Source organism: Mycolicibacterium sp. MU0050, assembly GCF_963378085.1.
Taxonomy (GTDB): Bacteria; Actinomycetota; Actinomycetes; order Mycobacteriales; family Mycobacteriaceae; genus Mycobacterium; species Mycobacterium wendilense.
The window spans coordinates 4,979,976-5,006,135 of sequence record NZ_OY726395.1 but is presented as its reverse complement, the minus strand read 5'-3'; the positions used below and the strand labels follow the sequence as shown (position 1 = coordinate 5,006,135).

General features: G+C 67.6%; 23 protein-coding genes. 14 read left to right on the top strand and 9 right to left on the bottom strand.

Translation table 11 applies throughout. The features are described 5' to 3' along the window. Positions 1-102: 102 nt before the first annotated feature. From R2K23_RS23825 to R2K23_RS23790, 8 genes are read left to right on the top strand one after another with little or no spacing between them, the layout of a single operon-like run. Positions 103-909: an MlaE family ABC transporter permease gene (locus R2K23_RS23825; RefSeq protein WP_316513142.1), complete on the top strand. Its 807-nt coding sequence runs from the start codon at positions 103-105 to the stop codon at positions 907-909. Positions 910-924: 15 nt separating this feature from the next. Next, on the top strand, positions 925-1,782 hold the full coding sequence (locus R2K23_RS23820) for an MlaE family ABC transporter permease (protein WP_316513140.1): 858 nt from the start codon (positions 925-927) through the stop codon (positions 1,780-1,782). Positions 1,783-1,797: 15 nt separating this feature from the next. Then, positions 1,798-2,982, top strand: coding sequence for an MCE family protein (locus R2K23_RS23815; protein WP_316513138.1), 1,185 nt, complete (start codon positions 1,798-1,800; stop codon positions 2,980-2,982). Further along, positions 2,979-4,010, top strand: a complete 1,032-nt coding sequence (locus R2K23_RS23810) for an MCE family protein (protein ID WP_316513135.1) — start codon at positions 2,979-2,981, stop codon at positions 4,008-4,010. The genes R2K23_RS23815 and R2K23_RS23810 overlap by 4 nt, the downstream gene beginning before the upstream one ends. Beyond that, on the top strand, positions 4,010-5,086 hold the full coding sequence (locus tag R2K23_RS23805) for an MCE family protein (protein WP_316513133.1): 1,077 nt from the start codon (positions 4,010-4,012) through the stop codon (positions 5,084-5,086). Before R2K23_RS23810 ends, R2K23_RS23805 begins: the two co-directional genes overlap by 1 nt. A gap of 2 nt (positions 5,087-5,088) precedes the next feature. Then, positions 5,089-6,564: an MCE family protein gene (locus R2K23_RS23800; protein ID WP_316517530.1), complete on the top strand. Its 1,476-nt coding sequence runs from the start codon at positions 5,089-5,091 to the stop codon at positions 6,562-6,564. Further along, positions 6,561-7,748, top strand: a complete 1,188-nt coding sequence (locus R2K23_RS23795) for an MCE family protein (protein ID WP_316513132.1) — start codon at positions 6,561-6,563, stop codon at positions 7,746-7,748. Before R2K23_RS23800 ends, R2K23_RS23795 begins: the two co-directional genes overlap by 4 nt. After that, positions 7,748-9,259: an MlaD family protein gene (locus R2K23_RS23790; RefSeq protein WP_316513130.1), complete on the top strand. Its 1,512-nt coding sequence runs from the start codon at positions 7,748-7,750 to the stop codon at positions 9,257-9,259. The genes R2K23_RS23795 and R2K23_RS23790 overlap by 1 nt, the downstream gene beginning before the upstream one ends. 36 nt (positions 9,260-9,295) lie before the next feature. Here R2K23_RS23790 and R2K23_RS23785 read toward each other — a convergent pair whose 3' ends face one another. The 3 genes from R2K23_RS23785 to R2K23_RS23775 all read right to left on the bottom strand — a co-directional run bounded on the left by R2K23_RS23785 (position 9,296) and on the right by R2K23_RS23775 (position 12,087). Next, positions 9,296-9,805: an Rv2253/PknI dimerization domain-containing protein gene (locus R2K23_RS23785; RefSeq protein ID WP_316513128.1), complete on the bottom strand. Its 510-nt coding sequence runs from the start codon at positions 9,803-9,805 to the stop codon at positions 9,296-9,298. A 90-nt stretch (positions 9,806-9,895) separates the two neighbouring features. Beyond that, the gene (locus tag R2K23_RS23780; protein WP_316513126.1) at positions 9,896-10,507 is read right to left on the bottom strand and encodes a PaaI family thioesterase; all 612 of its coding nucleotides are present in this window, start codon (positions 10,505-10,507) and stop codon (positions 9,896-9,898) included. Then, positions 10,504-12,087 carry an FAD-binding protein gene (locus R2K23_RS23775; protein ID WP_316513124.1) on the bottom strand — a complete coding sequence of 528 codons (1,584 nt, stop codon included), beginning with the start codon at positions 12,085-12,087 and terminating at the stop codon, positions 10,504-10,506. Before R2K23_RS23775 ends, R2K23_RS23780 begins: the two co-directional genes overlap by 4 nt. A 138-nt stretch (positions 12,088-12,225) precedes the next feature. Between R2K23_RS23775 and R2K23_RS23770 the strand changes: the two genes are divergently transcribed. After that, entirely contained in the window at positions 12,226-12,930 is a 705-nt protein-coding gene (locus R2K23_RS23770) for a PadR family transcriptional regulator (protein WP_316513122.1), read from the top strand. 15 nt (positions 12,931-12,945) lie between these two features. On the opposite strand, the gene R2K23_RS23765 is transcribed toward R2K23_RS23770, so the two are convergent. After that, entirely contained in the window at positions 12,946-14,625 is a 1,680-nt protein-coding gene (locus R2K23_RS23765) for a 3-ketosteroid-delta-1-dehydrogenase (RefSeq protein ID WP_316513120.1), read from the bottom strand. Positions 14,626-14,762: 137 nt separating this feature from the next. On the opposite strand from R2K23_RS23765, the gene R2K23_RS23760 reads away from it, so the two are divergent. From R2K23_RS23760 to R2K23_RS23750, 3 genes are all read left to right on the top strand, one after another. Beyond that, the gene (locus tag R2K23_RS23760; RefSeq protein ID WP_316513118.1) at positions 14,763-15,920 is read left to right on the top strand and encodes a Rieske 2Fe-2S domain-containing protein; all 1,158 of its coding nucleotides are present in this window, start codon (positions 14,763-14,765) and stop codon (positions 15,918-15,920) included. Continuing rightward, a complete protein-coding gene (locus R2K23_RS23755) occupies positions 15,917-16,198 on the top strand; it encodes a hypothetical protein (protein WP_316513117.1) in 282 nt (93 codons plus the stop codon). The genes R2K23_RS23760 and R2K23_RS23755 overlap by 4 nt, the downstream gene beginning before the upstream one ends. 399 nt (positions 16,199-16,597) lie before the next feature. Continuing rightward, positions 16,598-17,872, top strand: a complete 1,275-nt coding sequence (locus tag R2K23_RS23750) for an IS30 family transposase (RefSeq protein WP_465270714.1) — start codon at positions 16,598-16,600, stop codon at positions 17,870-17,872. Between the two features lie 68 nt (positions 17,873-17,940). Here the strand turns inward: R2K23_RS23750 and R2K23_RS23745 are convergent, their stop codons facing one another. The 5 genes from R2K23_RS23745 to R2K23_RS23725 form a co-directional block, all read right to left on the bottom strand. Then, positions 17,941-19,017: a hypothetical protein gene (locus tag R2K23_RS23745; RefSeq protein ID WP_316513115.1), complete on the bottom strand. Its 1,077-nt coding sequence runs from the start codon at positions 19,015-19,017 to the stop codon at positions 17,941-17,943. A 135-nt stretch (positions 19,018-19,152) separates the two neighbouring features. Further along, on the bottom strand, positions 19,153-20,106 hold the full coding sequence (locus R2K23_RS23740) for an alpha/beta hydrolase (protein ID WP_316513114.1): 954 nt from the start codon (positions 20,104-20,106) through the stop codon (positions 19,153-19,155). A 13-nt stretch (positions 20,107-20,119) separates the two neighbouring features. Then, complete coding sequence (locus R2K23_RS23735; protein ID WP_316513111.1) at positions 20,120-20,992, bottom strand: SDR family NAD(P)-dependent oxidoreductase; 873 nt, start codon at positions 20,990-20,992, stop codon at positions 20,120-20,122. Positions 20,993-20,995: 3 nt separating this feature from the next. Continuing rightward, entirely contained in the window at positions 20,996-21,505 is a 510-nt protein-coding gene (locus tag R2K23_RS23730; RefSeq protein ID WP_316513110.1) for a nuclear transport factor 2 family protein, read from the bottom strand. A gap of 134 nt (positions 21,506-21,639) precedes the next feature. Further along, on the bottom strand, positions 21,640-23,202 hold the full coding sequence (locus tag R2K23_RS23725) for an acyl-CoA synthetase (protein WP_316513108.1): 1,563 nt from the start codon (positions 23,200-23,202) through the stop codon (positions 21,640-21,642). Positions 23,203-23,321: 119 nt separating this feature from the next. On the opposite strand from R2K23_RS23725, the gene R2K23_RS23720 reads away from it, so the two are divergent. Both R2K23_RS23720 and R2K23_RS23715 read left to right on the top strand, forming a co-directional pair. Continuing rightward, positions 23,322-25,256 (top strand): flavin-containing monooxygenase, encoded by a 1,935-nt coding sequence (locus R2K23_RS23720; RefSeq protein ID WP_316513106.1) that lies wholly within the window; start codon positions 23,322-23,324, stop codon positions 25,254-25,256. Then, positions 25,253-26,140 (top strand): SDR family NAD(P)-dependent oxidoreductase, encoded by an 888-nt coding sequence (locus tag R2K23_RS23715; RefSeq protein ID WP_316513104.1) that lies wholly within the window; start codon positions 25,253-25,255, stop codon positions 26,138-26,140. Before R2K23_RS23720 ends, R2K23_RS23715 begins: the two co-directional genes overlap by 4 nt. The last annotated feature ends 20 nt before the right edge of the window (positions 26,141-26,160 follow it).

Sequence of the window (26,160 nt, the reverse complement as noted above, 5' to 3'; positions counted from 1 at the left end):
GTGTCGGTGCCGACCCCGGGCTGTCATCGTTCCCCTCGTCGGTGCGCCGACGCTTCGGTGATGGGGCTCTCGGTGAGCTGGCGAGGGAGGGTACTGCCGCACATGGTCAGCAATGCCCGGGACCGCTGGTCCATCGGCCTTCCGGCGCTCGGCGGCAGCGGAGCCCTGCAGGCAATCGGTGGTTTGTTTGCCATGGCTGCTGATGCGGTGCGGTTTGTGTTTGTGCGGCCGTTTCAGTGGCGGGAGTTTTTGGAGCAGTCGTGGTTTGTGGCGCGGGTGTCGTTGGCGCCGACGTTGTTGGTGGCGATTCCGTTCACGGTGTTGGTGTCGTTCACGTTGAACATTTTGTTGCGGGAGTTGGGGGCGGCGGATCTGTCGGGGGCCGGGGCGGCGTTTGGTGCGGTGACGCAGTTGGGTCCGATGGTGACGGTGTTGATCGTGGCCGGGGCGGGTGCGACGGCGATGTGTGCGGATTTGGGGTCGCGGACGATCCGGGAGGAGATCGACGCGATGGAGGTGTTGGGGATCAACCCGGTGCAGCGGTTGGTGACGCCGCGGATGTTGGCCTCGGGGTTGGTCGCTCTTTTGCTCAACAGTTTGGTGGTGATCATCGGAATCCTTGGCGGGTATGTGTTCTCGGTGTTCATCCAGGATGTGAATCCGGGGGCGTTCGCGGCGGGGATCACGTTGTTGACCGGGGTGCCGGAGGTGATCATCTCGTGTGTGAAGGCGGCGTTGTTCGGGTTGATCGCGGGGCTGGTGGCCTGTTATCGGGGGTTGACGATCACCGGCGGTGGGGCCAAGGCGGTGGGTAATGCGGTCAACGAGACGGTGGTGTATGCGTTCATGGCGTTGTTCGTGATCAATGTGGTGGTCACCGCCATCGGTATCCAGATGACGAACAACTAGGCGGGGCAGCGGGTTATGGGTACTTCGACGTTGTTGCGGCAGCGGTTTCCGCGGTTGGTCAGTCAGGCCGGTCGGCCGGTGGAGTTCTTCTCCCGGATCGGTGATCACATTTTGTTCTATGGGCGTGCGGTGGCCGGCGTGCCGCATGCGACGTTGCATTTCCGCAAGGAGATCGTGCGGTTGATCGCGGAGATCTCGATGGGGGCCGGGACGCTGGCGATGATCGGCGGCACGGTGGTCATCGTCGGGTTTTTGACGTTGGCCACCGGTGGGGTGTTGGCGATTCAGGGTTACAGCTCGTTGGGCAATATCGGCATCGAGGCGTTGACGGGGTTTTTGTCGGCGTTCATCAATGTGCGGATCGCGGCGCCGATTGTGGCCGGGATCGGGTTGGCCGCGACGTTCGGTGCGGGGGTGACCGCGCAGTTGGGGGCGATGCGGATCAACGAGGAGATCGATGCGTTGGAGTCGATGGGGATTCCGCCGATCGAGTATCTGGTGTCCACCCGGATCATTGCCGGGATGACGGCGATCACGCCGTTGTATGCGATTGCGGTGATCATGTCGTTTGTGGCGGCGCAGTTCACCACGGTGATGTTGTTGGGCCAATCCGGTGGGTTGTATGACCATTACTTCTATACGTTTTTGAACCCGATCGATTTGTTGTGGTCGTTCCTGCAGGCGATTCTGATGGCGATCACCATCTTGTTGATCCACACCTACTTCGGTTACTTCGCCGCCGGTGGGCCGGCCGGGGTCGGCGCCGCGGTCGGTAACGCGGTACGCACCTCCCTGGTCGCCGTCGTCAGCGTGACCCTGCTGGTCTCACTGTCCATCTACGGCTCCAACGGCAACTTCAACCTGTCGGGCTAGGGCGGAGCGCATCTGATGGAAATCGACAAGCGGCGGGTCGTCGGGGCCCTCAGCGTGCTGGCGGCGCTCGCCGTGATCGCCGTCGCGGTGGGACTGTTCCGCGGCGACTTCACCAAATCGGTGCCCGTCACCGTCCTGTCGCAACGGGCGGGCCTGGTGATGAACCCCGATGCCAAGGTGAAACTCCATGGCGCACAGGTGGGTTCGGTACGCGCCATCGAGTCGCTTCCGGACGGGCGGGCGGCCCTGCACCTGGCGATGGACCCGGCGTACATGGACATCATTCCGGGCAACGTCACCGTGGACATCGCGGCCTCGACCGTGTTCGGTGCCAAGTCCGTCGAACTGGTGCCGCCGGAGAAACCCTCCGCAGAGCCGCTGCGGGCCGGCCAGGTGTTGGGCGTCGAGCACGTCTCCATCGAGGTCAACACCGTCTTCGAGCAGCTGTCCTCGGTGCTGGACAAGATCGAACCCGCCAAACTGAACGAGACGCTCGGTGCGCTGGCCACGGCGGTGGACGGCCGTGGCGACCAGATCGGCCGGATGCTCGTCGATTTCGACGAGTTCCTCGCCCAGATCGACCCGAGCCTGCCGGCGATGGAACACGAGATCGCCGTGGCCCCGACGGTGCTGCGGGCCTACGCCGACGCGGCGCCAGACCTGCTCGGCACCGTCGACGCCGCCACCCGGATGAGTCAGACCCTCGTCGACGAACAACAGCACCTCGACGCCGTGCTGATCAGCGTGATCGGACTGTCGGACACCGGCATCGACGTGGTCGGGGCCAACCGGCCGGCGATCAGCGAGGTGATGCGTCTGCTCGTCCCCACCACCGACCTGACCAACGAGTACAACCCCGCACTCACCTGCGGCCTGGGTGGGGCCGTCGAACTGGCGAAGGCCCCCGGCACCCCCATGCCCGGCGGGGTCCTGCTGCAGTCGGTGGTCCTCGGCCAGGAGCGCTACCGCTACCCGCAGAACCTGCCGAAGGTTGCCGCCACCGGCGGACCGCAGTGCACCGACCTGCCCAAGGTGCCGTTCCAGAAGAGCCCGCCGTTCGTGATCACCGACGTCAACGCCAACCCCGCGCAGTACGGCAACGACGGAATCCTGCTGAACTCCGACGGTCTCAAACAGATGCTGTACGGACCGATCGACGGTCCGCCCCGCAACTCCGCACAGATCGGGCATCCCGGATGAGCGGATTGGCAGCCACCGCAACCAAGTTCGGCGCCTTCGCGATCACCATGGTGCTGTTGACCGTCGGCCTGTTCGTCATCTTCAGCCAATACCGGGCCGGTTCCACCAACGGCTACTCGGCGCTGTTCGAGGACTCCTCCAGCCTGAAGACCGGGGATTCGGTGCGGGTGTCCGGCATCCGGGTGGGCACCGTGCGTGACGTGGCGCTGCAATCCGACAACACCGTGTTGGTGCGCTTCGACGCCGACGACCACATCAGGCTCACCGAGGCCACCAGGGTCGCGGTCCGCTACCTCAACCTCGTCGGCGACCGCTACCTGGAACTGCTCGACGAGCCCGGGACCGCTCAGATCCAACCGCCGGGATCATTGATCGGACTCGACCGAACCGAATCCGCGCTGAATCTCGACCTGTTGCTCGGCGGCCTGAAACCGGTCATCCGGGGCCTCGATCCGCAGGACGTCAACACGCTGACCACGTCGTTGATCCAGATCCTGCAGGGGCAGGGCGGCGATTTCGAGTCGCTGTTCGCCAGGACGTCGTCGTTCACCAACGCCGTGGCGGACAACGGTCAGACCGTCGAGCGGCTCATCGCGAGTCTCGATGAGACGTTGGCCGTGCTCGCCAAGGACGGCACCAAGTTCTCCGGCGCGGTGGACGGGCTCGAACGCCTGGTGAGCGGCTTGGCCGAAGAACGCGACCCGATCGGGGAGGCCATCACCGCGCTGGACAACGGCACGGCCTCGCTGGCCGAACTGCTCACCGAGGCCCGCCCGCCGCTGTCGGGCACCGTCGATCAGCTGACCCGGCTGGCCCCGCTGTTGTCGAACGAGACGGACCTTGCCCGGCTCGACCTCGCGCTGCAGAAGACCCCGCAGAACTATCGGAAGCTGGTGCGCCTGGGCTCGTACGGCAGCTGGCTGAATCTCTACCTGTGTGGCATCTCGATGCGAGTGTCGGACCTGGAGGGGCGTACGGCCTACTTCCCTTGGATCATCCAGAACACCGGAAGGTGCGCGGAACCCTGATGCTGAAATATCGAGGATCTGCCCTGATCCGTTCCGGTTTCATCGGTCTGGTGCTCATCGCGTTGATCATCGCGGTCGGGCTGCAGCCCCAGCAATTGCTGTCGATGGCGACCTCGGTCCGGTATCAGGCCGTGTTCGCCGAGGCGGGCGGCCTGACCGCCGGCAACGAGGTGAAGGTTTCCGGCGTCACCGTGGGATCGGTGTCCGATGTCGAGATCGACCGCGGCAAGGCGCTGGTGACGTTCGCCGTCAACAGCAAGGTGCGCCTCGGCCAGGACACCGAGGCGCACATCAGCATCGGCACCATCCTGGGGGAGCGGGTGTTGGTGGTCGAACCGCGCGGCAGCGGCAGTCTCGGCGCCCTCGGTGTCATCCCGGCGTCGCGCACCGCCGCGCCGTACTCGTTGACCGACGCCCTCGACGAGTTCACCTCGAACACCGCCGACACCGACACCGCGGCCATCAACCAGTCGCTGGATACGTTGTCGGAGACCATCGAGCGAATGGCCCCGCAACTGGCGCCCACCTTCGACGGCGTGAGCCGGTTGTCGAAGTCGCTGAACAACCGCAACGAGTCGCTGGGCAGGCTGCTCAGCGCCGCCGGCGACGTCACCGGAATCCTGTCCGAGCGCAGCGATCAGGTGAACCGGTTGATCCTCAACGCCAACGACCTGCTCGGTGTGCTGCACGAGCGACGGCACGCGATCGTCACGCTGCTGGGCAACGCCACGGCGGTGGCCCGGCACCTCTCCGGGCTGGTCGACGACAACGAGCACGAACTGGCGCCGACCCTCGACCAACTGAACCGGGTCGCCGAGATGCTCGAGCGCAACCGGGACAACCTGGAGAAATCCCTCGACGGCTTGCGGAAGTACCAACTGACGCAAGGTGAAGCGGTGAACAACGGGTTCTACTACAACGGTTTCCCGGCCAACATGCTGCCGGGGGCGGCAATCCAGCCGTTCCTCGACTACGCGCTGGGATTCCGCCGCGGTGTGAACGCCGGCCAGCCACCCGACAACGCCGGGCCACGCGCTGAATTTCCCTTCCCCTACAACGGTATTCCCGGAGGATGACCATGATCGCCAACTGGCGGCTCGGTCCGCGGGCCAAGAGGTATTTGCTCACCGCGCTGGTGCTGGGCCTCGTCGTGGGCGCGGGGTACCTGAAGTACCAGAAGTTCTTGGGTCCCAAGACAATCGTGGCGTACTTCAAGTCGGCCACGGCCATCTATCCCGGGGACGAGGTGCGCGTCGTCGGCGTGCGCGTGGGCACCATCAAGGACATCGAGGCGCTGGGGACCCGCACCCGGCTGACGCTGCACGTGGACCGCGACGTCCCGGTCCCCGCCGACGCGAAGGCGGTCATCGTGGCGCCGAACCTGGTCTCGGCCCGCTACGTCCAACTGACGCCCGCCTACGGTGCCGACCCACAGGCGAGCGGCGAGGTGATGCCCGACGGCGGTGAGATCGGTGAGGACCGCACCGCCATCCCGGTGGAATGGGATCAGATCAAGGAACAGCTCACGCGGCTGGCCACCGAACTGGGGCCGGAGAGCGGGGTGTCGGACACCTCGCTCGGACGATTCATCGACACCGCCGCCGACGCAATGGCGGGCAACGGCGACCGGCTCCGGCAGACCGTCACCGAACTGTCCGAAGTGGGACGGGTCCTCGGGCAAGGCAGCGGCGACATCGCGGCCACCATCGAGAACCTTCAGGTGTTCGTCAGCGCGCTGCGGGACAGCAACGCCCAGATCGTGCAATTCCAGGATCGGCTCGCCGACGTCACCAGCGTCATCGACGGCGGCCGTTCGGACCTGGACTCGGCCATCACCGAGTTGTCCCAGGCCGCGGGCAAGGTGCAGCGGTTCATCGCGGGCTCGCGTGACCAGACCGCCGAGCAGATGCAGCGACTGGCCAACGTCACGCAGGTGCTGTCCGACAACAGCATGGTGGTCAAGAACGTCCTGCATGCCGCGCCGAATGCGCTGGTGAACGGCTACAACATCTACAACCCGGACACCGGTGGGCCGCGGGGGTCGTTTGCGATCAACAACTTCGCTGACCCGCTGCAGGCGATCTGCTCCTCGATCGCCGCAGTCGAGAACGTCACCGCCGCGGAGTCGGCCAAGGCCTGCGCGGAGTACCTGGGACCGGCATTGCGGCTGATGAACTTCAACTACGTGCCGCTGCCGTTCAACGCCTACCTGGGACCCGCCCCCAAGAACGTGATCTATTCCGATCCCGCGCTCGCTCCCGGTGGCGCCGGGACGGCCCCCGCCGCCCCGGAGATCGGACCCGCCGTGTCGGCGTACACGGGCGCCGGCGGTGATTCGCCGCCGCCACCGGGGTGGTTCGATCCGGCCCCACCGGCCGGTGCCTATACGCCCGACGGCCTGCCCGCGCACCGGCATCCGGCGTTGTATCCCGGCGCCCCGATCCCGCCGGGGGTGCCCGCCCCGCCGCCGGCAGCGCCGGCCGCCACCAGTCTGACCGAGATGCTGCTGCCCGCCGAAGCGCCGGCGAGCACCGCGACCGGAGCAACACCATGACCCGGCGTTGGCGGGTGCGGTCCGCGCGGGTGTTGGCCACCGTCTGCTCCGGCGCCGTGGTGCTGTCCGGCTGCGCGTTCGACGGGCTGAACTCGTTACCGCTGCCCGGCACCGTCGGCACCGGCGGCGACGCCATCAGCTATCGCGTCCAGATCGCCAATATCGGTACGCTGGAATCGAATTCACCGGTCATGATCAACGACGTCGTGGTGGGCGCCGTGCGCAAGATGACGGTGGACAACTGGCGTGCCGACGTGGAGTTGTCGGTGCAGCCCGACGCGGTGGTGCCGGCGAACGCCGTCGCCACGGTGGGGCAGACCAGCCTCCTCGGCTCGATGCACCTTGCCCTGGATCCGCCCGTCGGCGAAGAGCCGACCGGGCGGCTGCCCGCCGGGTCCACCATTCCGGTGAACCGGTCCTCCACGTACCCGTCCACCGAGCAGACGCTGTCGTCGTTGTCGGTGGTCGTCAACGGCGGTGGGCTCACCCACATCGGCGGCATCATCGACAACTTCAACGCCGCCCTGGACGGCCGCCAACCGCAGATTCGCGACCTGGTCACCAGAATGAACAAGGTGGTCGGGTTGCTGGACAACCAGCACGACAACATCATCTCTTCGATCACGGAGCTGGAACGGCTGGCGGGCACATTTGCCGACGAGCGCGAGGTGCTCGTCGCGGCGCTGGATCGCATCCCCAGGGCGTTGGAGGTGCTCAACGCGCAGCGCCCCCGCCTCACCACGGCGCTACGAAAACTGGGTGAATTCAGCGACACCGCAACGCAATTGCTCGACGAGTCGCAGGCCGACATCGTCAGGAACCTGGAGAACCTGGAACCGACGGTGCGCGCGCTCGCCGATGTCGGCTCCGATCTGGCGACCGCGCTGGCCTACCTGCCCACCTATCCCTATACGCAGGAGTTCATCGACCGCGGCATCCGCGGCGACTACATGAACCAGTTCATCGTCTTCGACTTCACCATCTCGCGCCTCAAACGTGGCCTGCTCCTCGGCACGCGGTGGGGTGAACCGGGCGCCTCGCTGGTGCCGGCGCCGGGGGACCCCTGGTACTCGACGTACACCCGGGACCCGCTCAAGGCACCGCTGACACCGCGGCCCGAGGAAGTGGCGACCATTCCGCCCGAACCGGCGGCGCCGCCGGCACCCGAGGGAGGCCAGGGCTGATGTTGACGCGATTTGTCCGGACCCAGCTGGCCATCTTTGCGATCGCCTCGATGCTCGGCCTCGGCACCATGTTCTTCGTCTACCTGCAGGCTCCGGTGCTGCTCGGCATCGGACGGATCTCGGTGACACTCCAGCTGCCCGGGACGGGTGGCCTGTACCAGTTCTCCAACGTCACCTACCGCGGGATCGAGGTGGGCAAGGTGGTCGAGATCCGCCCGACCCGCGACGGCGCCGAGGCAACCTTGTCGCTGAAGACCTCGCCGAAGATCCCCGCCGATCTGGATGCGAAGGTGCTCAGCGTGTCGGCGGTGGGCGAACAGTACGTCGATCTGTTGCCGCGGACCGACAGCGGTCCCTACCTGCACGACGGATCGGTGATCGTCGCCGGCCCCTCCGCGCTGCCGCAACCGGTCGGGCCGATGCTCGACCGGATGAACGACCTGGTGGGCAGCATCCCCACCGGGAAACTCACCGGGCTGCTCGACGAATCCTTCAAGGCGCTCAACGGAACGGGACACGACCTCGGGGTGTTGCTCGATTCCTCGGCCCGGCTGGCCGGCGACCTGAACGACACGGCCGCGCACACCCGGACGCTGATCGACGACAGCCGCCCGCTGCTCGACGGTCAGGTCGAAAGCGTGGACGCGATCCGGACCTGGGCGCGCAGCCTGGCCGGCATCACCGGACAGCTCGACGCCCGCGACGCAGAGGTGCGCACAATCCTGCGCACCGGTTCCGGCGCCGCCGACGAAGCGACGCGGCTGCTCAGCCAGGTGAAGCCGACGCTGCCGGTGCTGCTGGCCAACCTGACCACCGTCGGGCAGATCGGCGTCACCTACCACCCGTCGATCGAGCAGCTACTGGTGTTGCTGCCGCCCTACCTGGCGGCGACCCAGTCCTACGGATCGTCGCTGAACAACCCGACCGGCCTGGCATTGGCCGAATTCACCGTGACCCTCGGTGACCCGCCGGCGTGCACTGTCGGTTTCCTGCCGCCGTCGTCGTGGCGCTCGCCGACCGATCTGACCGATGTGGACACTCCCGACGGGCTCTACTGCAAGCTTCCGCAGGACTCGCCGATCGGGGTGCGCGGGGCGCGCAACTACCCCTGCATGTCCAAGCCGGGCAAACGCGCGCCGACGGTGGAGATCTGTGAGAGCGACGAACCCTTCCGGCCGTTGGCGATGCGCCAACATGTCCTGGGGCCGTACCCGCTCGATCCCGGTCTCATCGCCCAGGGGGTGGCGCCGGATGCTCGGGTCACTCCCGACGCGCAGATCTTCGGCCCCGCCGAGGGCACTCCGCTGCCGGGGCCGGCACCCGTCCCGGCCGAGGGGGCGCTTCCCGCGACGCCGAGCGGCCACGTCCCCGGGCCCGAGGGGCCGTCGGTCGCGGTCACCACGTACAACCCGGGAACCGGTCAGTACGCCACCCCGGACGGCGCGGTGTTCAGTCAAACGAACCTGACGAGCCCGGAGCCACAGAGCTGGGAGGACCTGATGCCCCGGTGAGGCGCGCGGGTGCCACAGCGGCGCAACGGGTTTGGCTCAGGCGACCTTGACGAGCTTGAACGGCATGTTGATGTAGACCGGCTTGTTGACACCGCAGGCGCCGCTGGGCGAGGTGGTGATGTCCTCGCCGACCAGGGTCGTCGACGTCGGGTCGGCGTTGGCGCCCTCCGGCGTCATCGGCTTGAACCGGAATGTCTGCAGACCCGGGGCGGTGCTGCCGTCCGGGCACGGTACCCAGTCCTCGATGGTGTGCTTGACGTACCAGACGCCGCTTCGCGCGTAGATCGGCGCTGTCCAGCCCCAGTCGCTGTGCACCGTTCCGGTGCACTCGCCCGGATAGCTGCACGAGGTGCTGACGGTCCACGTGCTGCGCAGGCTGGCCTGGTCGTAGAACACCTCGTTCTTGCGTGCCCACTCACCGTTGGACGTGGCGACGTAGGTTCCGTTGATGCCCCAGGCGGGGTTGGCGCGCGCCTCGGCGCCGGTCGCCGCGCCGCCGAGTGCCCCGACGACGGCGGCGGTCAGAACTGCGGGTACACGCAACATCGCCTGCTCCTAGGACTGGCTTGTGGCCCAACTAAACACGCCGTGGTGCCTGAGCGCGAGCGAGGTGTCCGCTCAGCGGGCCACGACCGGTCACTGCGGGGGCCTGGGCCGGATGAACACCCCCTCGGCCCGCACGGTCACCGGCCCCGCGGCGTCGAGCAGGTGGCCCACCGCGAAGGTCTTCCCCCGTTCCTCACGGTCGGTCCAAGCCTCGGCCCGCACCCGCCCCAGCGGGGTGGGCGCGACGTAACGCAGCGTCAGCGTCCCGGTGAAGGCCGGCGCTTCGGGGCGGTGCGCGGTGGCGCTGAGGACATGGTCGAGAATCAGCGCCGATATCCCGCCGTGCAAGTGGCCCGCCGGCCCCTCGTAGGGCGCACCGAGGTTCAAATCGGTGGTGACGCGGCCGTTTTCGGCACGTTCGATCTGCAGGGGGAAGGCAATGGCATTGCGGACGCCGAACGCCACGTTGCCCCAGGTCAGCGGGCGACCGTCGGGGCCGCTGCGCGAGCTGGGAGGTCCGGGGTCGAGTCGCGAGCCCAGCAGCCCGGCGGCCTCCTCGATCAAGGCTTGGGCCCGCCGGACGTCCGCGTCGTCGACGTCGCTGCGGATCGTGACGTCGATGAGTTCGCGCAGGGCCGCCGCCACGGGCGCGTAGAGGGCCTCGCTGTGCCGCTTCTCGTCCGGGGTGAGGTCCCGGGTCACGAGCGGGTCCCCGCGGCCACCATGTCCAGGGCGGCGAGGTGGCTGAACAACATCGAGGCCCCGATGGGGTTGCCCCCGCCGGGATAGGTGGTGCCGCTGACGGCCGCCATGGTGTTGCCGGCGGCGTAGAGCCCGGGCACCGGCGCACCGCCGGGGAACAACACCCGCGCGTGCACGTCGGTGCGCAGGCCGCCCTTGGTGCCCAGGTCCGAAAGGCCGAACGCGGCAGCGTGATAGGGCGGGGTGTCGATGGGTATCAGGGGACACGCGCCGTCGGTGAACGAGCGATCGTAGGGCTCGTCGCCGCGGCCGAAGTCCTCGTCCACGCCCAGGGCCGCGTATCGGTTGAAGCGGTCGATCGTGGCGGCCAGCCGGTCCGCCGGCACCCCGATCGCCGCGGCCAGTTCGTCGAGGCTGTCCGCGCTGTGCCACAGCCCGGCCTTGCGGTACTCCTCGGGGTCGACCATGGACACGTTGGTGGCGCCCACCGGCGGGACGGCGCCGGCCCGGTCGTCGTAGACCATCCAGAACGGCAGCGTGGTCTGCCCGGCGTCGATCTGCCGGAGCACCTCCCGGCCGATCCGGTCGTAGGGCGCCGACTCGTTGACGAAGCGCTGCCCGTCCTGGTTGACGAAGATGCCGCCGGTGAACCACAACGCGAACGCCGAGCGCCCGTCCGGGTGCGTCATGCCGGGGGACCACCAGGCCTGATCCATCAGATCGGTGTCGGCGCCGACCGCGATCGCCGCCCGGTGCGCCGCGCCGGTACTGCCGGGCCCGCCCATGGTATCGGCGGCGCTGCCGGGCACCCCGTACTGCGCGCGCATCGCCGGGTTCTGCTCGAACCCGCCCGCGGCGAGCAGCACGCCGCGGCGGGCGTGCACCCGCACCGGCGTGCCGTCCCGGTGCACCACCGCGCCCACCACCCGGCCGTCCTCGACGATCAGGTCGGCCAGCGGCGCGTTGCGCCAGCAGGACACGTTCGGCAGCTTGTCGAGCGCCGCCAGGAACCGGCCCACCAGGGCGCGACCCCCGACCAGCACGTCGGGTGCCGGACGGCCCAGCCGATCGGTGTCGAGCGGGCCCCGCACCAGCCCGGCGTACCGGCCCAGGTCGGCGTCGGGCAGCGGCACCGGAATCGTGTGCCGCATCCCGTCGTTGCGGGCGCCCGGCGCCGAGCCGTAGTAGTCCGGCCAGGGCAGCACCATGAACTCGAAGCCGGGATCCTGCTCCAGGTACTCGATCAACCCGGCACCGCCGTGAACGTAGGCCTGCTGAAGTTCGGCCGGGGTCCGGTCGCCGACGACGGCCCGGAAGTAGGTCAGGGCGGCCTCGAGGGTGTCGTCGCTGCCGGCGCGTTGCAGCACCGGGTTGCACGGGAACCACATGCCCCCGCCGCCGGAGTAGGCGGTGGTGCCGCCGAACCGATCGGTGGCCTCCACCAGCAGCACCGACAAACCTTCCCGCCCGGCCGTGTAGGCGCCGGCGATGCCACCGCCGGAACCCACGACGAGCACGTCGACGATGGTGTCGAAATCCGGTGCGGACGGGGTTTCTCGACCGACGGGCTGCTCGGGCAATGGAGTTCCTTCCGCCGCAGCATGGGCTGACTGACCTGCCGACCACTGTGTCGGTCTCCGCGGGGTTTACGCAATGCGTCATCCCGGTCACCGGTAGCTGCGACCCGTCTCTCGAGGCCACGTTGCTAGCCTTGGCCGGTGACGGAAGCTGCCGACAACGGACCTGGTGGGGTGAACGTATCGCCCACCGGGTGGGCGTTGCTGGGGATGCTCTCCGGCGGTGACGAGTTGTCCGGATACGACATCAAGAAGTGGATCAACTGGGCGATCCGGTACTTCTACACGAGTCCGGCCTACAGCCAGATTTATTCGGAGCTCAAGCGGCTGGAGCGACTGGGTTTGGTGAGTTCCCGCGTCGAGGGCGGAGCCCGCAGCCGGCGGATGTACAAGATCACCCCGGAGGGCTTGGCCGCGGTCACCCACTGGAGCAACGAGGAGCCCGTCGAACCTCCCACGCTGAAGCACAATCCGATCATGCGGGTCATGCTGGGCCACCTGCTGAAGCCGGGCCGGTTGCGGGAGGTCCTCGCCGAGCACGCCGCCTATGCCGAGCAGATGCATCAGTCCGTCGCCACGGAAGTGCGCTGGTCAGCCGATCAACCCGCCTGGTCGTACGCGCGGCTGGCGTTGCAGTGGTCCGAGCAGTACTGGGCGTCGGAACGCGAACTGGCGCTACGGATGATCAAGGATCTCGACGCCGTCGAGAGAACCTTCGACGAAAGCGCCGAGCGGGAGGTTCAGTTCCCGGTGCGGGAGTACTGGTACGAGGTCGAGCGCCGTATCGCCGCCGAACAATCCACCGACGGCAAAGCGGGCGCCGACGATACGGACCCGCACGGCTGAGCCGGCCTTCTCGACTCAGCTCAGCTGCCCGGCGGCGTGCCGGGCGGCGATGTAGCCGAACACCAGTCCCTGCCCGATGGTCGCGCCCGCGCCGGGATAGCTCGCGCCGAAGGCGTTCGCGGCGGTGTTGCCGATCGCGTACAGGCCCTCGATGACCGACCCGTCCTCGCGGAGCACCCGGGCTTTCGCGTCCGCTCGCAGACCCCCGCAGGTGCCCAGGTCGCTGAGCACCACCTTGACGGCGTAGAAGGGTCCGGCCTCCAGCGCGCGCAGATTCGGGTTCGGGGTGACCGTCGGGTCCCCGTAGTAGCGGTCGTAGGCGCTGGCGCCGCGCTCGAAGTCGGGGTCCACACCGGCCCGGGCCAGCGCGTTGAAACGCTCCAGGGTGGACACCAACGCGGACGGGTCCACGCCGATGGCGCCTGCCAGCGACGGCAGGTCCGCGCTGCGATGCGCGATTCCGGCGTCGTACCACGGGTGTGGGATGGGCATCCGCGGGAACAGTTCCGCGGCCATGAGATAGCTGTTGCGGTACTTCTGGTCGAAGACCATCCACATCTCCTCGACCGGATTGCCCGACCGCTCGCGCTCGAGGACCTGTTGGCCGAAGGTCATGTAATCGGTGGCTTCGTTGATGAACCGGCGACCGGTCTGGTCCACCAGCAGACAACCGGGCAGGGACCGTTCGGCCAGCATGACCGTCGGTTCGCCGCCGGGAAGCGCGGCGAACGCGGGGAACCACCAGGCCTGGTCCATCAGACCGATGTCGGCGCCGCAGGTGTCCTGCGCCAGCCGGATGCCGTCGCCGGTGTTGCCTTCGGCGCCCAAACTCGCGTGCTCGCCGAGCCGTTCGGACTGGAACTTGTGTCGCCAACTCATCAGATGATCGAAGCCACCCGCGGCCAGCACCACACCGCGACGGGCCTCGACGGTGACCGTCGTGCCGCCCCGGTCCACCACGGCACCGGTCACCCGGCCGCCGTCGACGCGCAGTTCGGTCACCGGCGCGTCCGTCCACACCGGGATGCCGGCCTGCAGCACACCGGCGTACATGCCGGCGGCCAGGGCCTGCCCGCCCGCGGCATAGCGACGGCGCAGCGCCAGTCCGCCGATGCCCTGGAATGCGCGCCGCAGGATGCGCGGCCACGACTTGGCCGGCGTCCTGGCCATCAGGTTGAGCCAGCGGTAGTCGGCGCCGGTGACCGGCATCGGGAACGACGACTCCATCACCCCGGGCCGTAACCGAGCCAGCTCCGGGCCCAGCACCGCGGTGTTGAACGGCCGGCACTCGCAGGTGCGTCCCACGGCGCTGCCGCCGGGCGACTCGGGGTGGTAGTCCGAATAACCCTTGGCCCAGAGGAATTTCATGCCGGTGTTGCGGCGCAGCATCTGCACTGTCGCAACCCCGTGATCGACGAAGGCGTGCGCACGTTCCCGCGGCGCATCGTCGCCGACCACCGCGTCGAGGTAGGTGCGGCCGGCCTCGAGGGTGTCCCCGGAGCCGGATTCGGCCAGGATCGGGTTGGCCGGCATCCAGAAGGCACCGCCGGATCGCGCCGTCGATCCACCCACGTAGGACGTCTTCTCCACGATCAGCGTCGAGAGCCCCAGTTCGTGCGCGGCCAACGCCGCGGCCATTCCGGTCCCGGAGCCGACGACGAGCAGGTCGACGGTGAGGTGCTGTGGTTCGGTCACCGCCCGATTCTCGGCCCCGCGCTCCCGAGGCGCCGTTGCCCTGCCCGGTCAGTGGAACACTGCCCGGCCGGGAGGCTTCGCCGGTGCTAGAACGGGGGTTGTTCCCTGCCCGCAATGAACAGCGAGGATGGCCGATCATGACATCGTTGCAGCCCGACGGCGTCGCCGAGGTTCGACAGATCGAGGCGCAGGCCGCACCCACTCGATTCGCCAGAGGGTGGCACTGCCTGGGCCTGACGCGCGAGCTGGGCGACGGAAAGCCGCACTCCGTCAACGCATTCGGCGGCAAGCTGGTGGTGTTCCGGGGCGAGGACGGCGCCATCAACGTCCTGGACGCCTACTGCCGGCACATGGGCGGCGACCTGTCCGACGGCGAAGTGAAGGGCAACGAGATCGCCTGCCCGTTCCACGACTGGCGCTGGGGTGGCGACGGCCGCTGCAAGCAGGTGCCCTACAGCCGGCGGGTGCCCAAGCTCGCCCGAACGGCGACCTGGCCGACCATGGAACAGGACGGCATGCTGTTCGTCTGGAACGACCCGGAGAAGAAGGCCCCACCCGCTGACGTGACGATCCCGAGGATCGAGGGCGTCGGCACCGACCGCTGGACCGATTGGCACTGGTACACCACGATCGTCGACACCAACTGCCGCGAGATCATCGACAACGTCGTCGACATGGCGCACTTCTTCTACATCCACGGCGGCCTGCCGACGGGTTTCAAGAACATCTTCGAGGGCCACGTGGCCACCCAGTACTACGAGAGTGAGGCTCGGCCCGACCTCGGCTCCGGGGAGGGCGCGAAGATCCTCGGTACCACGTCGGTGGCGTCCTACTACGGGCCCTCGTTCATGATCGATGACCTCACCTATCACTACGAGCACGGTGATCAACGCACCGTCCTGCTCAACTGCCACTACCCGATCGACGCCAATTCTTTTGTGCTGCAGTACGGCATCACCGTGGAGAAGTCGGACCAGGTGCCCGAGGAGATGGCGATGGAGATGGCCGTCGCGCTGGGTGATTTCGTGAAGATGGGCTTCGAACAGGATGTCGCCATCTGGCGGCGCAAGGCCCGGATCGACAACCCACTGCTGTGCGAGGAGGACGGTCCCGTCTATCAGCTGCGCCGGTGGTACGAGCAGTTCTATGTGGACGTTGCCGACGTGACCCCGGACATGGTGGACCGCTTCGAGTTCGAGATCGACACCACCCGCCCGCGGGAGGCGTGGATGAAGGAGGTCGAGGACAACCTCGCCGCCAATCGGCTGCCGCGCCTGGTGGGTCTGACGAAATGACCGTGCGGCCCGACAACCGGCTCAGCGACGCACCCATGCGGCCGGTCACGTGCGGGTCGTGTGGGGCACGCGTGCTGGCTCGCAAGAGCAGCTGGGAGCAGACCAGCGTGCAGTGGAGCCGCGCGGCGATGGCGCAATGCCTCGAACGCCGGCGGGCCGACGAACAGGCCGCGTCGCCGGTGCGCCGCGGCCTGTTCCTGGTGTGCGCGCCACTGCGCGCCTCGATCGAGGCGGCGGTGCTCGACGGCGCCCTGCCCGTCCTCGACGGACCCCTCTGACCCGTCGGAACGCAACTGCCGGAACACAACCGCCGGAACACAACCGCCGGAACACAAAGGCCCCGTGACCCTTTCGTTGGGTTCACACGGTCGTCGCAACGCTCTCTTATCTGAGAGGTTGCGGCGACCGTGTCGTTTTCGGAGGACTGTGTTCAATTTGGTGATCAGCTAGCAAAGCTCGTCGATGCGGGCGTGCCGGTGCGGGAAGCGGCGGAGTCGTTGGGGGTGTCACGGCAGCGGGCGTATGCCATCTTGAGTGCCACCGGCCGGCCGATGGGCTCGCCGCGTCCGGATGTCACCGGTGTGGATCCTGCGCGGGTGGCAGCGGTATTTGCAGCAACTGGCTCGGTGAATGCGGCGGCCAAAGCTGTCGGAGTGGCGCACTCCACGGCCCGCCGGATGCTTGTGGAGGCGGGCTTGGTCGACCCAGCGCGGCGCACGCGCGGCAAGACCTGCGAGAAAGCACGGTTCTTTGAACTGCTCGAGGAGGGCTGGTCGTCGGCGCGGGCCGCCCGAGAGGCCGGGGTCAATGTGCGCACCGCCCGGGATTGGCGTGCCGGTATCCGCAAGGTTGGCAACACGCGGGTGTATTCCGATGGCACGGTCGTCGATTACGCCAGCGGGACGCGGTACATACAACCGGTGAAATCCACTGCTGCCGAACAGCGTCCTGCATCTGGACAGGCATCCGCCAGTAGGTATTTGCAGCTCGCCGATCGGCTGGTCATCGCCGACGGCCTGACCGCCGGCCTGAGCTACACCGTGATCGCCGACAAGCTCGGTCGGAATAAGTCGACGGTGTCCCGCGAGGTCGCTGCGCACCGTGTCGAGGGCCTCTACCTGCCATATCAAGCCGATGCGGCGGCTGCGGCGGCACGGTCCCGGCCCAAGCAGTCCAAACTGGTCACCAATCAGAGGCTGCGTAAAGAGGTCGAAGAGGGGCTGGCCAAGCGGTGGTCCCCGGAAGAGATTTCGCATCGTCTGGTCAAGGATTTTCCGGACGACGAGAGCATGCGGGTGAGCCACGAAACGATTTATCAATCCCTCTACTTCCAGGCGCGCGGTGGACTGAAAAAGGAAGTGGCCCAGTCACTGCGAAGTGGCCGCACGTGCCGTAAACCGAACCGTAAGCCCGGTGAGCGTTACCAGCGGTTCGTTGATCCGATGCTCATGATCGCCGACCGGCCCGATATCGAGGATCGCGCGGTGCCCGGGCACTGGGAAGGCGACCTCATCATGGGTGAACTCAACAAGACCGCGATCGGCACTCTGGTGGAACGCACCACCCGCTACACCATGCTGGTGCACCTGCCCGGGGGCCATGATGCCGAAACGGTTCGTGACGGGCTGATCGCCACCATGACGACCCTGCCAGAGCATCTGCGGGGATCGTTGACCTGGGACCAGGGCGCCGAGATGGCCGGGCACAAGGGGTTCTCGATGGCCACCGACATGGCCGTGTACTTCTGTGATCCGGCCAGTCCCTGGCAGCGCGGCACCAACGAAAACACCAACGGCCTGCTTCGTCAGTACTTTCCCAAAGGTACCGACCTCAGCATCTATGGGCCTGAGGACCTCGAACACGTCGCCCAGCAACTCAACGGCCGCCCACGCAAAACGCTCGGCTGGGATACCCCAGCCGAGCGCTTGCGTGATCTACTACAGGCTCAATAACCAGCAGTGTTGCGACGACCCCTAGAAACCGCCTTCGGGTCCGGGGCCTTCGTGCGTCGGCGATCCGATCAGGCCGGCATGAAGGCACTCAACGGGGCCTCCTCCGGGTAGATCGCCGGTCCACCGAGGTCGTAGGCGGCGTTGAGGGCGCCGATGAAGGCGGGGTCGTGCAGCGGGGCGCTGGGGATGTCGAGCTTGATGCCCTTTTTGCTCAGGTCGTCGACCATCATGTCGATCGCCTTGTCGATGGTCAGATCGTCGGAGTGGTCCATGTTCTTCTTCAGCTCGTCGTAATCCTCGAAGACTTCGGCGGACCAGTGCACCAGGAATCGCAGCTCGTCGGTGTGGTGGCGCGCGATCACGTCGTCGCCGTTCTTGAGCACCCAGTGATCACGCGAGCCGGTGTCACCGGCGAAGACGGTGTCGAATGACAGACCGGCCGGAACCTGTTGGTCCAGTGGGCCGTTGGCCTCCCCGCGGTGCATCAGCATCTCGTTCTGTACCACCACGCCACGGTTGTATACCGGCGGCAGGACGCGTTTGGGCTGCTTGAGCGGGCCGTCGGGCCAGTAGGTGAAGCCGCTGGCGGGATCGTGGGAGAACCAGGTGATCACCTGTGCCATCTTGACCAGATAGTCGGTGAACAGCCCGGATTTGCCCATCACGCTCACCAGCCAGGTGGGGGCGTTCTCGTATCGCACGCCCCGGAAGCTCGGCGAGTCGAGGTGGCCCGGGTCGCGGTTCGCGCAGGGGCCGTTGATGTTGAACAGCATCATCTGTGGCTTGGCGTACTGCGCGTTCCAGTAGGACTTGGCGTGTTCGAGGAAATCGGCGTTGTAGAAGCAGTCGTGCAACTCGGGGTACAACAGGGTCCCGTGATTGGCGAGGTGCCCGCGGAACGTGGGGGTGAGGAACAGGTCCAGGCTGGGTTCGAACCCCTCCGGGAAGGCTCCGCTCATGGTCGCCATCAGTTCTTCGGCCGAGGCGAAGTGCTGGGCGATGATCAATCGCCACGGGCCGTCCTTGCGTACCACGTCCAGGAGGCGCTCACGCTGGTCGTCGGTGTACACGGTGTCGATCTCGCGCGGCGGGGCGGCGGGACGGAGGATGTCGGACAGCTCCATTCGCCGCTCATCTGTGAGCATCACAGGAACTCCTTTTCTCTGTTCTGGCGTGGGCGACGCTAGGTCTGCCCCGATTGTGTGCGGTAGCGGCAACACCCGAACTGCAGGTGTCCGGCCATCGGGACGTCATTGATGCCCTGGTTTCAGGCGCGGGAATCACTGGAAGCCCAGCGGATTGGCGAACTTCGCGCGCAGCAGCGCCCCGATCTCCGCCATGGCCAGACGCCCCCGAGCCGTGGTTTCCGACCGCATCAAGAAGCCGTGGTAGATACCCGGATACCGGGTGATCGTCGTCTGGACCCCCGCATCCCGCAGCCGTGCCGCATACCGTTCACCCCAATCGGAGATCGGATCGAGTTCGGCGGTGGCCACGATGGCCTGCGGCAGGCCGCGCAGGTCGGTGGCGTAGGCGGGAACCCGGCGGATGTCATGCGCGGTGCCGGCACCGAGGTCGGCGAGTTCATGCATGTAGAGGATGTCGTCATGGCTCAGCATCGGCGCATCCGGTTTCGTCAGGACTGACGGCGCCGCCATGTCGCGGTCGAGACCGGGATACATCAGGACCTGGGCGAAGACCTCGGGGCCGGAGGGCTCCCGTGCCATCAGCGCGACCGCCGCGGCCAGTGCGCCGCCCGCGCTGTCACCGGCGAGCACCAACTTCGAGCGGTCCCAACCGTATGTGTCGCAGTGGGTGGCAACCCATTTGGTGACCGACCAGGCATCCTCGAACTGCGCGGGCGGCGGATTCTCCGGAGCCAGCCGGTAGCCGACGGCCACCACCGTCGCGCCGCTGGCCGCCGCCAGCGCTCGGGCGAGCGGTTCGAAAGACCGCAGGGAACCCATCACCAGTCCTCCACCGTGCAGGTGCACGATCACCGGGCCGGGTGCGGTCGCATCGCGGGGCCGGTAGATCCGTACCGGGATCGGGCCGCCGGGCCCCTCGACCGCCTCGTCGCGGATCTCCGCCATCGTCGGCATGTCCGCCGGGAGGGGCGCCGACTCGATGGATTCGCGGACCGCCTGCAGGCCCCGCTCCCGCATGGGCACCGGTGGGCCGAACGTCGCGAGGCGCGCCGCGGCGTCCGGGTCGAGCACGGGTCGGTGATGCACTGACCCGTCCACGTCAGTGCTTGGCCGGGTCGAACCGGCGCCCGGTACGCAACTGCGGAGCCGTCTGTGTCCTCAGTACCTCGGCACGCTCGGCCATCGCCGACCCGACGTACTCCGGTTGGGTCAGGAGATAGAACTCGCCCCGCGCGGCCTGCTCGAAGACCACCTCGGCAGCCTCGACGGGATCCATTGCGGCGGCCTTGATGTCGAGCATCGCCTCGCGGGTGGACTCGGCCGCGGCAACGTCGGCGCCGTCCGCGGCGGGATCGACACCGCCGGCCGCCTCGAAGATGTTCGACTTCACCGCCCCGGGCAGCACGGCCTGTACCTGGATGTGGTCGTGGCCCGCCAACTGCACTTCCAGCCGCAGACATTCGGTGAGCGCGAGCACGGCGTGCTTGCTGATGATGTAGGGCGCCTGCAGGGGCACCGCCGCCACCCCGCCGATCGACGACAGGTTCCACACCCACGCCGGCGACGGGGTGGCGATCATGTTCGGCAGGAAGGCCCGGACCCCGTGGAAGACGCCGCTGACGTTGATGTCCATCACCCGGTTCCAGTTCTGCACCGGCGTGTCCCACAGGTAGCCGAACTGCTCGACGCCGGCGTTGTTCACCAGCAGCCGCACCGGCCCGACATCCCGGTACACACGTTCGGCCAGTGCGGTCATCGCCGCGGGATCGCGGACGTCGCAGACGATGTCGACGGCGCTGCCCCCGGTGGCGACCAGTTCGTCACGCAGTGTCGCGATGGCCGCGGCGTCGACATCGACCAACACCAGTGACATCCCCAGGGCGTTGGCGTGGCGGGCCAGACCGGCCCCGATACCGGCGCCGGCGCCGGTGATGACGGCGACACCGCCGCCGAAGGTCTCGCGGGCGTCCACTGCTCAGGCGTTCGCCGGGGCGTTCTCGGCCCCGGGTAGCCCCGCGCCGGAGAGCGGTTCGGAGTTGGTGGCGTCGAGTATCACCGACATCTTGGTGAACTGGGGACCGTTCGGGCCGCGCCGGACACCGATCTCCACGACGCCGCTGGACACGGCGAACGGAACGAACTCGGTGATCTGGTTGACGAAGATGTAGTGCCGCGCGTAGGTGATCGGGCCTTCGGCGCCGGTGACGTGCAGGTTGGTGGTGTGGTGCCGCAGCGGGTACGGGCTGGCCTTGCGGTGCTCCACCAGCCAGGGCACGACCTCGGCGCCGGACAGGTCTGCGGCGAGCGCCTCTTCGAACGGGCATTCGCCGGAATCGCTGCGACTGATGTACACCGCGTCGTCGGTGAACGCGGCGCCCATCTCGGCGAAGTGACCCTGGTCGTAGTGGTACCAGAACTCGCCGATGAAGTTCTGCAGCTCGGTCAGCGAGAGGGTGTCAGTGCTCACGAGGTCGTCTCCCAGCATCGATCGGATGGAACCCGAAGTAGGGGTTCGATGCAGTCAACCGGCGATCGAGCACCTCCGAAACATCGATAACCGGTCAGTGGGAGCGATTTCGGCGCGCTTTGCTGCGCCCGGCGCCGGTACCCGCGCCGAAATCACGCGAAGCGGTCGCGGAGCACGCGCTTGAGCAGCTTGCCGCTGGGGTTCTTCGGCAAGGAATCGACGAAGAACAGCTTCTTGGGGGTCTTGAACCCGGCCAGGTGCTGCCGGCAGTGCGCCAGCAGCTCGTCCTGGGTGATCTCCACGCCGCGGCGCGCCACCACGGTGGCGACCACGGTCTCCACCCACACGGGGTCGGGCAGCCCGAACACGGCCACCTCCTCGACGCCGGGGTGTCGGTACAGAACCTCCTCGACCTCGCGGCTGGCGACGTTTTCCCCGCCGGTTTTGATCATGTCCTTCTTGCGGTCCACGACGTGCAGCAGCCCGTGGTCGTCGTAGTAGCCGAGGTCGCCGGAGTGGAACCAACCCCCGCGAAACGCCTCGACCGTCTTGGCCTCGTCGTCGAGGTAGCCGAGCATCAAATGCGGGCTGCGGTGCGCGATCTCGCCGACCACGCCCGGCTCGACCTCGACGTTGTCATCGTCGAGGATGGCGGTCTCCACGTTGACGACCGGACGCCCGGCCGCACCGGGCTGGGAATCCTGCTCGTCGGGTCCCAGCACCGAGGCCAGCGGCGCCATTTCGGTCTGACCGTAGAAGTTCCACAGCTGCAGGTTGGGCAGCCGTTCGCGCATCTCGGCCAGGATCTCGACGGGCATCGCCGAGGCGCCGTAGTAGCCCTTGCGCAGGCTGGACAGGTCGACCTGGTCGAAGACGGGCGAGCGCAGCAGTGAGATCCACACCGTGGGGGGCGCGAAATAGTTGGTGACGCGGTACTTTTCGATGGTCCGTAACACCAACTCGGGATCCGGTCCCGGCACGATGACGCTGGTGGCTCCCAAGTAGATGTCGGTGATCAGGAAGTTGTCGAGCTGCGCGCAGTGATACAGCGGCAGCGAATGGACCTCGACGTCGGTGCCCGCCATGGACCCGGCGATGATGGTGCTGATGTAGTTGCCCATCAGGCTGCGGCTGGAATGCATCGCGCCCTTGGGATTGGACTCCGTCCCGCTGGTGTACATCAGCCGGATCATCTGGTCGTCGGCCACCTGCGGGCTCGGCGCGGTGCGGGAGGTCTGCAGCCAGAGCGCGAAGTCGTCCCAGCCCGACGGCAGCGTCTGACCGGGCAGGACCAGGGCAGCGCGGGTTCTTACGGCCCCGCCCAGCTGCATGGCCTTCTCGGCGGTGGGAACCAGGTCGGCCTCGACCAGGAAGCCGCCGGCCTTGCTGTGCGCGAGGATGTAGGAGATCTCCTCGGCGGTGAGCATGAAGTTGATGGGCACCAGGACTACGCCCGCACGCGCGGTGGCGAACGCCAGCACCGCGTACTGCCAACAATTGTGCGACAGCAACGCCACCCGGTCGCCGACACCAAAGCCGTTGTCGTGCAACGCCGCCGCAGCACGGTCTACCAAGTGATCGAATTCGGCGAACGTCAACGTCACTTCGCCGTCGATGATCGCGACCTTGTCGGGTTGTCGGCGCGCCGAGCGACGCGGGATGTCACCGAGGGCGTGGCTGCGCGTCGAAGCGAGTAAGGCGTCCAGGTCACTCATGCGTGGAGACTGTAGGTGCGGCCGTCATCGGCCGAGAAAGCCGCGTCCCGCTCAGTAGACGTGGACGCCCCGCGACGCGCGCGACGAACCCATACTCGGGCGGCGAGCGAGGAGGTTCGATGACGACCGACGCAACCGTGTCGATGCAGGGCGCCGAGCTGGACCCCGACGAACTGCGGGCCAACCTGCGACTGGCCGACGCCGGCGTCCTGGTGGCGGTGCTGGCCCAGTTGACCGGGGACGCTGCCGTGCCGGATCGGTTCGCGGACAAGATCTCCTACGAGCCCAATCCACCCGAACAGGTGGGCGTTACCGATCCGGAAACCCTCGAGACATTGGTGGCCGCGGTGGCCGAGGCGGTGGCCCGGGCCGGATCCGGTAGCCAGGAGCCTGGGGCGCTGCCCGCGGACGACCCCGGCCTGTTCGCCCGCATCGCACCGGTCGCGTTGGGGACACCGGTGGGCGAGGAATACGTGGGCCTACTGCTGGAGCAGGGCGGGTTCCATCCGTCGCAGCCGGTGCTGGCTCGCGAGGCCGCATTGCCCCCCGACTTCAAGGTGGTGATCATCGGAGCGGGTATGGCCGGGATGGCCGCTGCCCTGGAATGTGCGGCCGCGGGCATCGATTACGAGATCATCGACCGCAACGCCGAGGTGGGCGGCACCTGGTACACCACGGGCTATCCCGGCATCGGCGTGGACACCCCGTCGGCGTACTACTCACTGTCCCGCGACATCAACGGCGCCTGGTCCAGCTATTACCCGCAGGGCGACGAGTACCAGAGGTATCTGCAGTCCGTCGCCGACAAGAACAACCTGCGGCAGCGCACCCGGTTCAGCACCGAGGTGGAGGCGCTGTGGTGGGACGAGCAGCGCGGGCAGTGGCAGGTGCATGCGCTCGCCGCCGACGGCAGCCGTGACGTCAGCTACGCCAACGTGGTCATTCCGGCGGTCGGTTACCTCAACCGGCCGCGCTGGCCGGAACTCGCGGGACGGGACAGCTTCGCCGGGGTCAGCATCCACTCGGCCGAGTGGGACCCGGAACTGGACCTGCGCGGCAAGAAGGTGGCGATCATCGGCGCCGGGTGCACTTCCGTGCAGATCGTGGACGCCTGCGTCGACGAGGTCGAGCACCTGACCGTATTCCAGCGCCAACCGCACTGGGTGGCGCCGCGACGCCGACTCAGCGACGACGTGCCCGAGCACCGCCGGTGGCTCAACACTCATATTCCGTTCTACGCCAACTGGAACCGACTGAAGTCGTTCTGGGGCACGGCCGACAACAACTATCCGGTGATCGTGCGGGACCCCGAGTGGGCGGCCGAGCACCTGTCGATCTCGCCGGCCAATGATGTGCTGCTGCAGATGTGCCTGGACTACATCGACCGGACCTTCGGCGCCGGATCCGAACTGGCCCGGAAGGTCACCCCCGACTTCGCCCCCTATGGCAAGCGCATCATCCGCGACCCGGGTGGCTACTACGCGGCGCTCACCAGGTCGCACGTCGACGTCGAGGCCGCCGAGCCGGCCCGCGTCAACGAGCGCGGCATCGTCACCCAGGACGGCCGTCAGATCGAGCTTGACGTCATCATCTACGCCACCGGATACCACCTCGACTTCCTGGCGACGGTGGACATCCGCGGCCGGGACGGGCTGCGGCTCAGCGAATTCTGGGGAGACAGCCCCAGCGCCTACCGCGGCGGGATGGTGCCCGGGTTTCCGAACATGTTCATCTCCTCTGCGCCCAACTACAGCCCGGGCCACGGCGCCGGGCACAACTTCGGCGTCGAGGTCATGGTGCACTACGTGATGGAGTGCCTGCAGCTGATGGCGCAGCGCGAGGCGACCACCATCGAGGTCACCCCGGAAGCCTTCGAGAGCTACGTGCGGCACATCGACGAGACGATGGCCGACACCGTGTGGTGCCACACCCCGACCGCGCACACCTACTACCGGTCCGGCGGCGGGCGCATCGTCACCGCGTTCCCCTTCCGGCTGATCGACGTCTGGCAGAGTCATCGCGCCCCGATTGCAGAGGATCTGATCCTTCGATGAACGGAATACTCAGCGGGAAAACCGCCTTGGTGACGGGCAGCAGTCGAGGCATCGGCCGGGCGGTGGCCCAACGGCTGGCGGCGGCGGGGGCCACTGTGGCCGTGACGGCGCGTTCCCATCAACCGTCGATGTCGGTGCGGGCGGGGCAGGCGACGGCGCTGCCCGGCACCATCGCCGAGACCATCGAGCTGATCGAGGCGGCCGGCGGCACCGCCTTCGGCCTGGCGGCCGACCTGGAGGACGCCGAGCAGCGGGCCGGGTTGATCGATCGCGTGGTCGAGCACACCGGCCGACTCGACATCCTGGTCAACAACGCCGGGTATGCCGACTACTCGACCGTGGGCGCGATGCCCATGGACACGTTCGAGCGCACGGTCGAGCACTACCTACGGACGCCGTTCGTGCTGACCCAACGGGCGATCCCGGAGATGGAACGCCAGGGTGCCGGCTGGATCGTGAACATCGGCTCGGTGACGGGTCTGGCACCGGTGCGCCCCTACCGGGAATACAACAAGACCTCCGGTGACGTCGTCTACGCGTCGTTGAAGGCGGCCCTGCACCGGTTCACGCAGGGCGTCGCGGCGGAGTTGATGGATTCGAACATCGCGGTGAACGCGGTCGGGCCGTCCAGCGCGGTGCGCACCCCGGGTGCTGCCAGTCTGATCCCGGAGACATTTCCCACCGAACCGGTGGAGTACCTGGCAGAGACGGTCCTGGCGATGTGTCACCGCCCGGCGGCCGAGCGCACCGGGTTGGTGGCGTTCAGCCTGCACTACCCGTGGTCTCAACAACTTCCGGTGCACAGCCTCGACGGCACCACGGTGCTGCCGCCGCTGGAGCCCCCGGCCGCCGCGAATCCCAACATTTTGCCTGCGGGCCTTTAGCGGAACCAGGAGTTCGACGG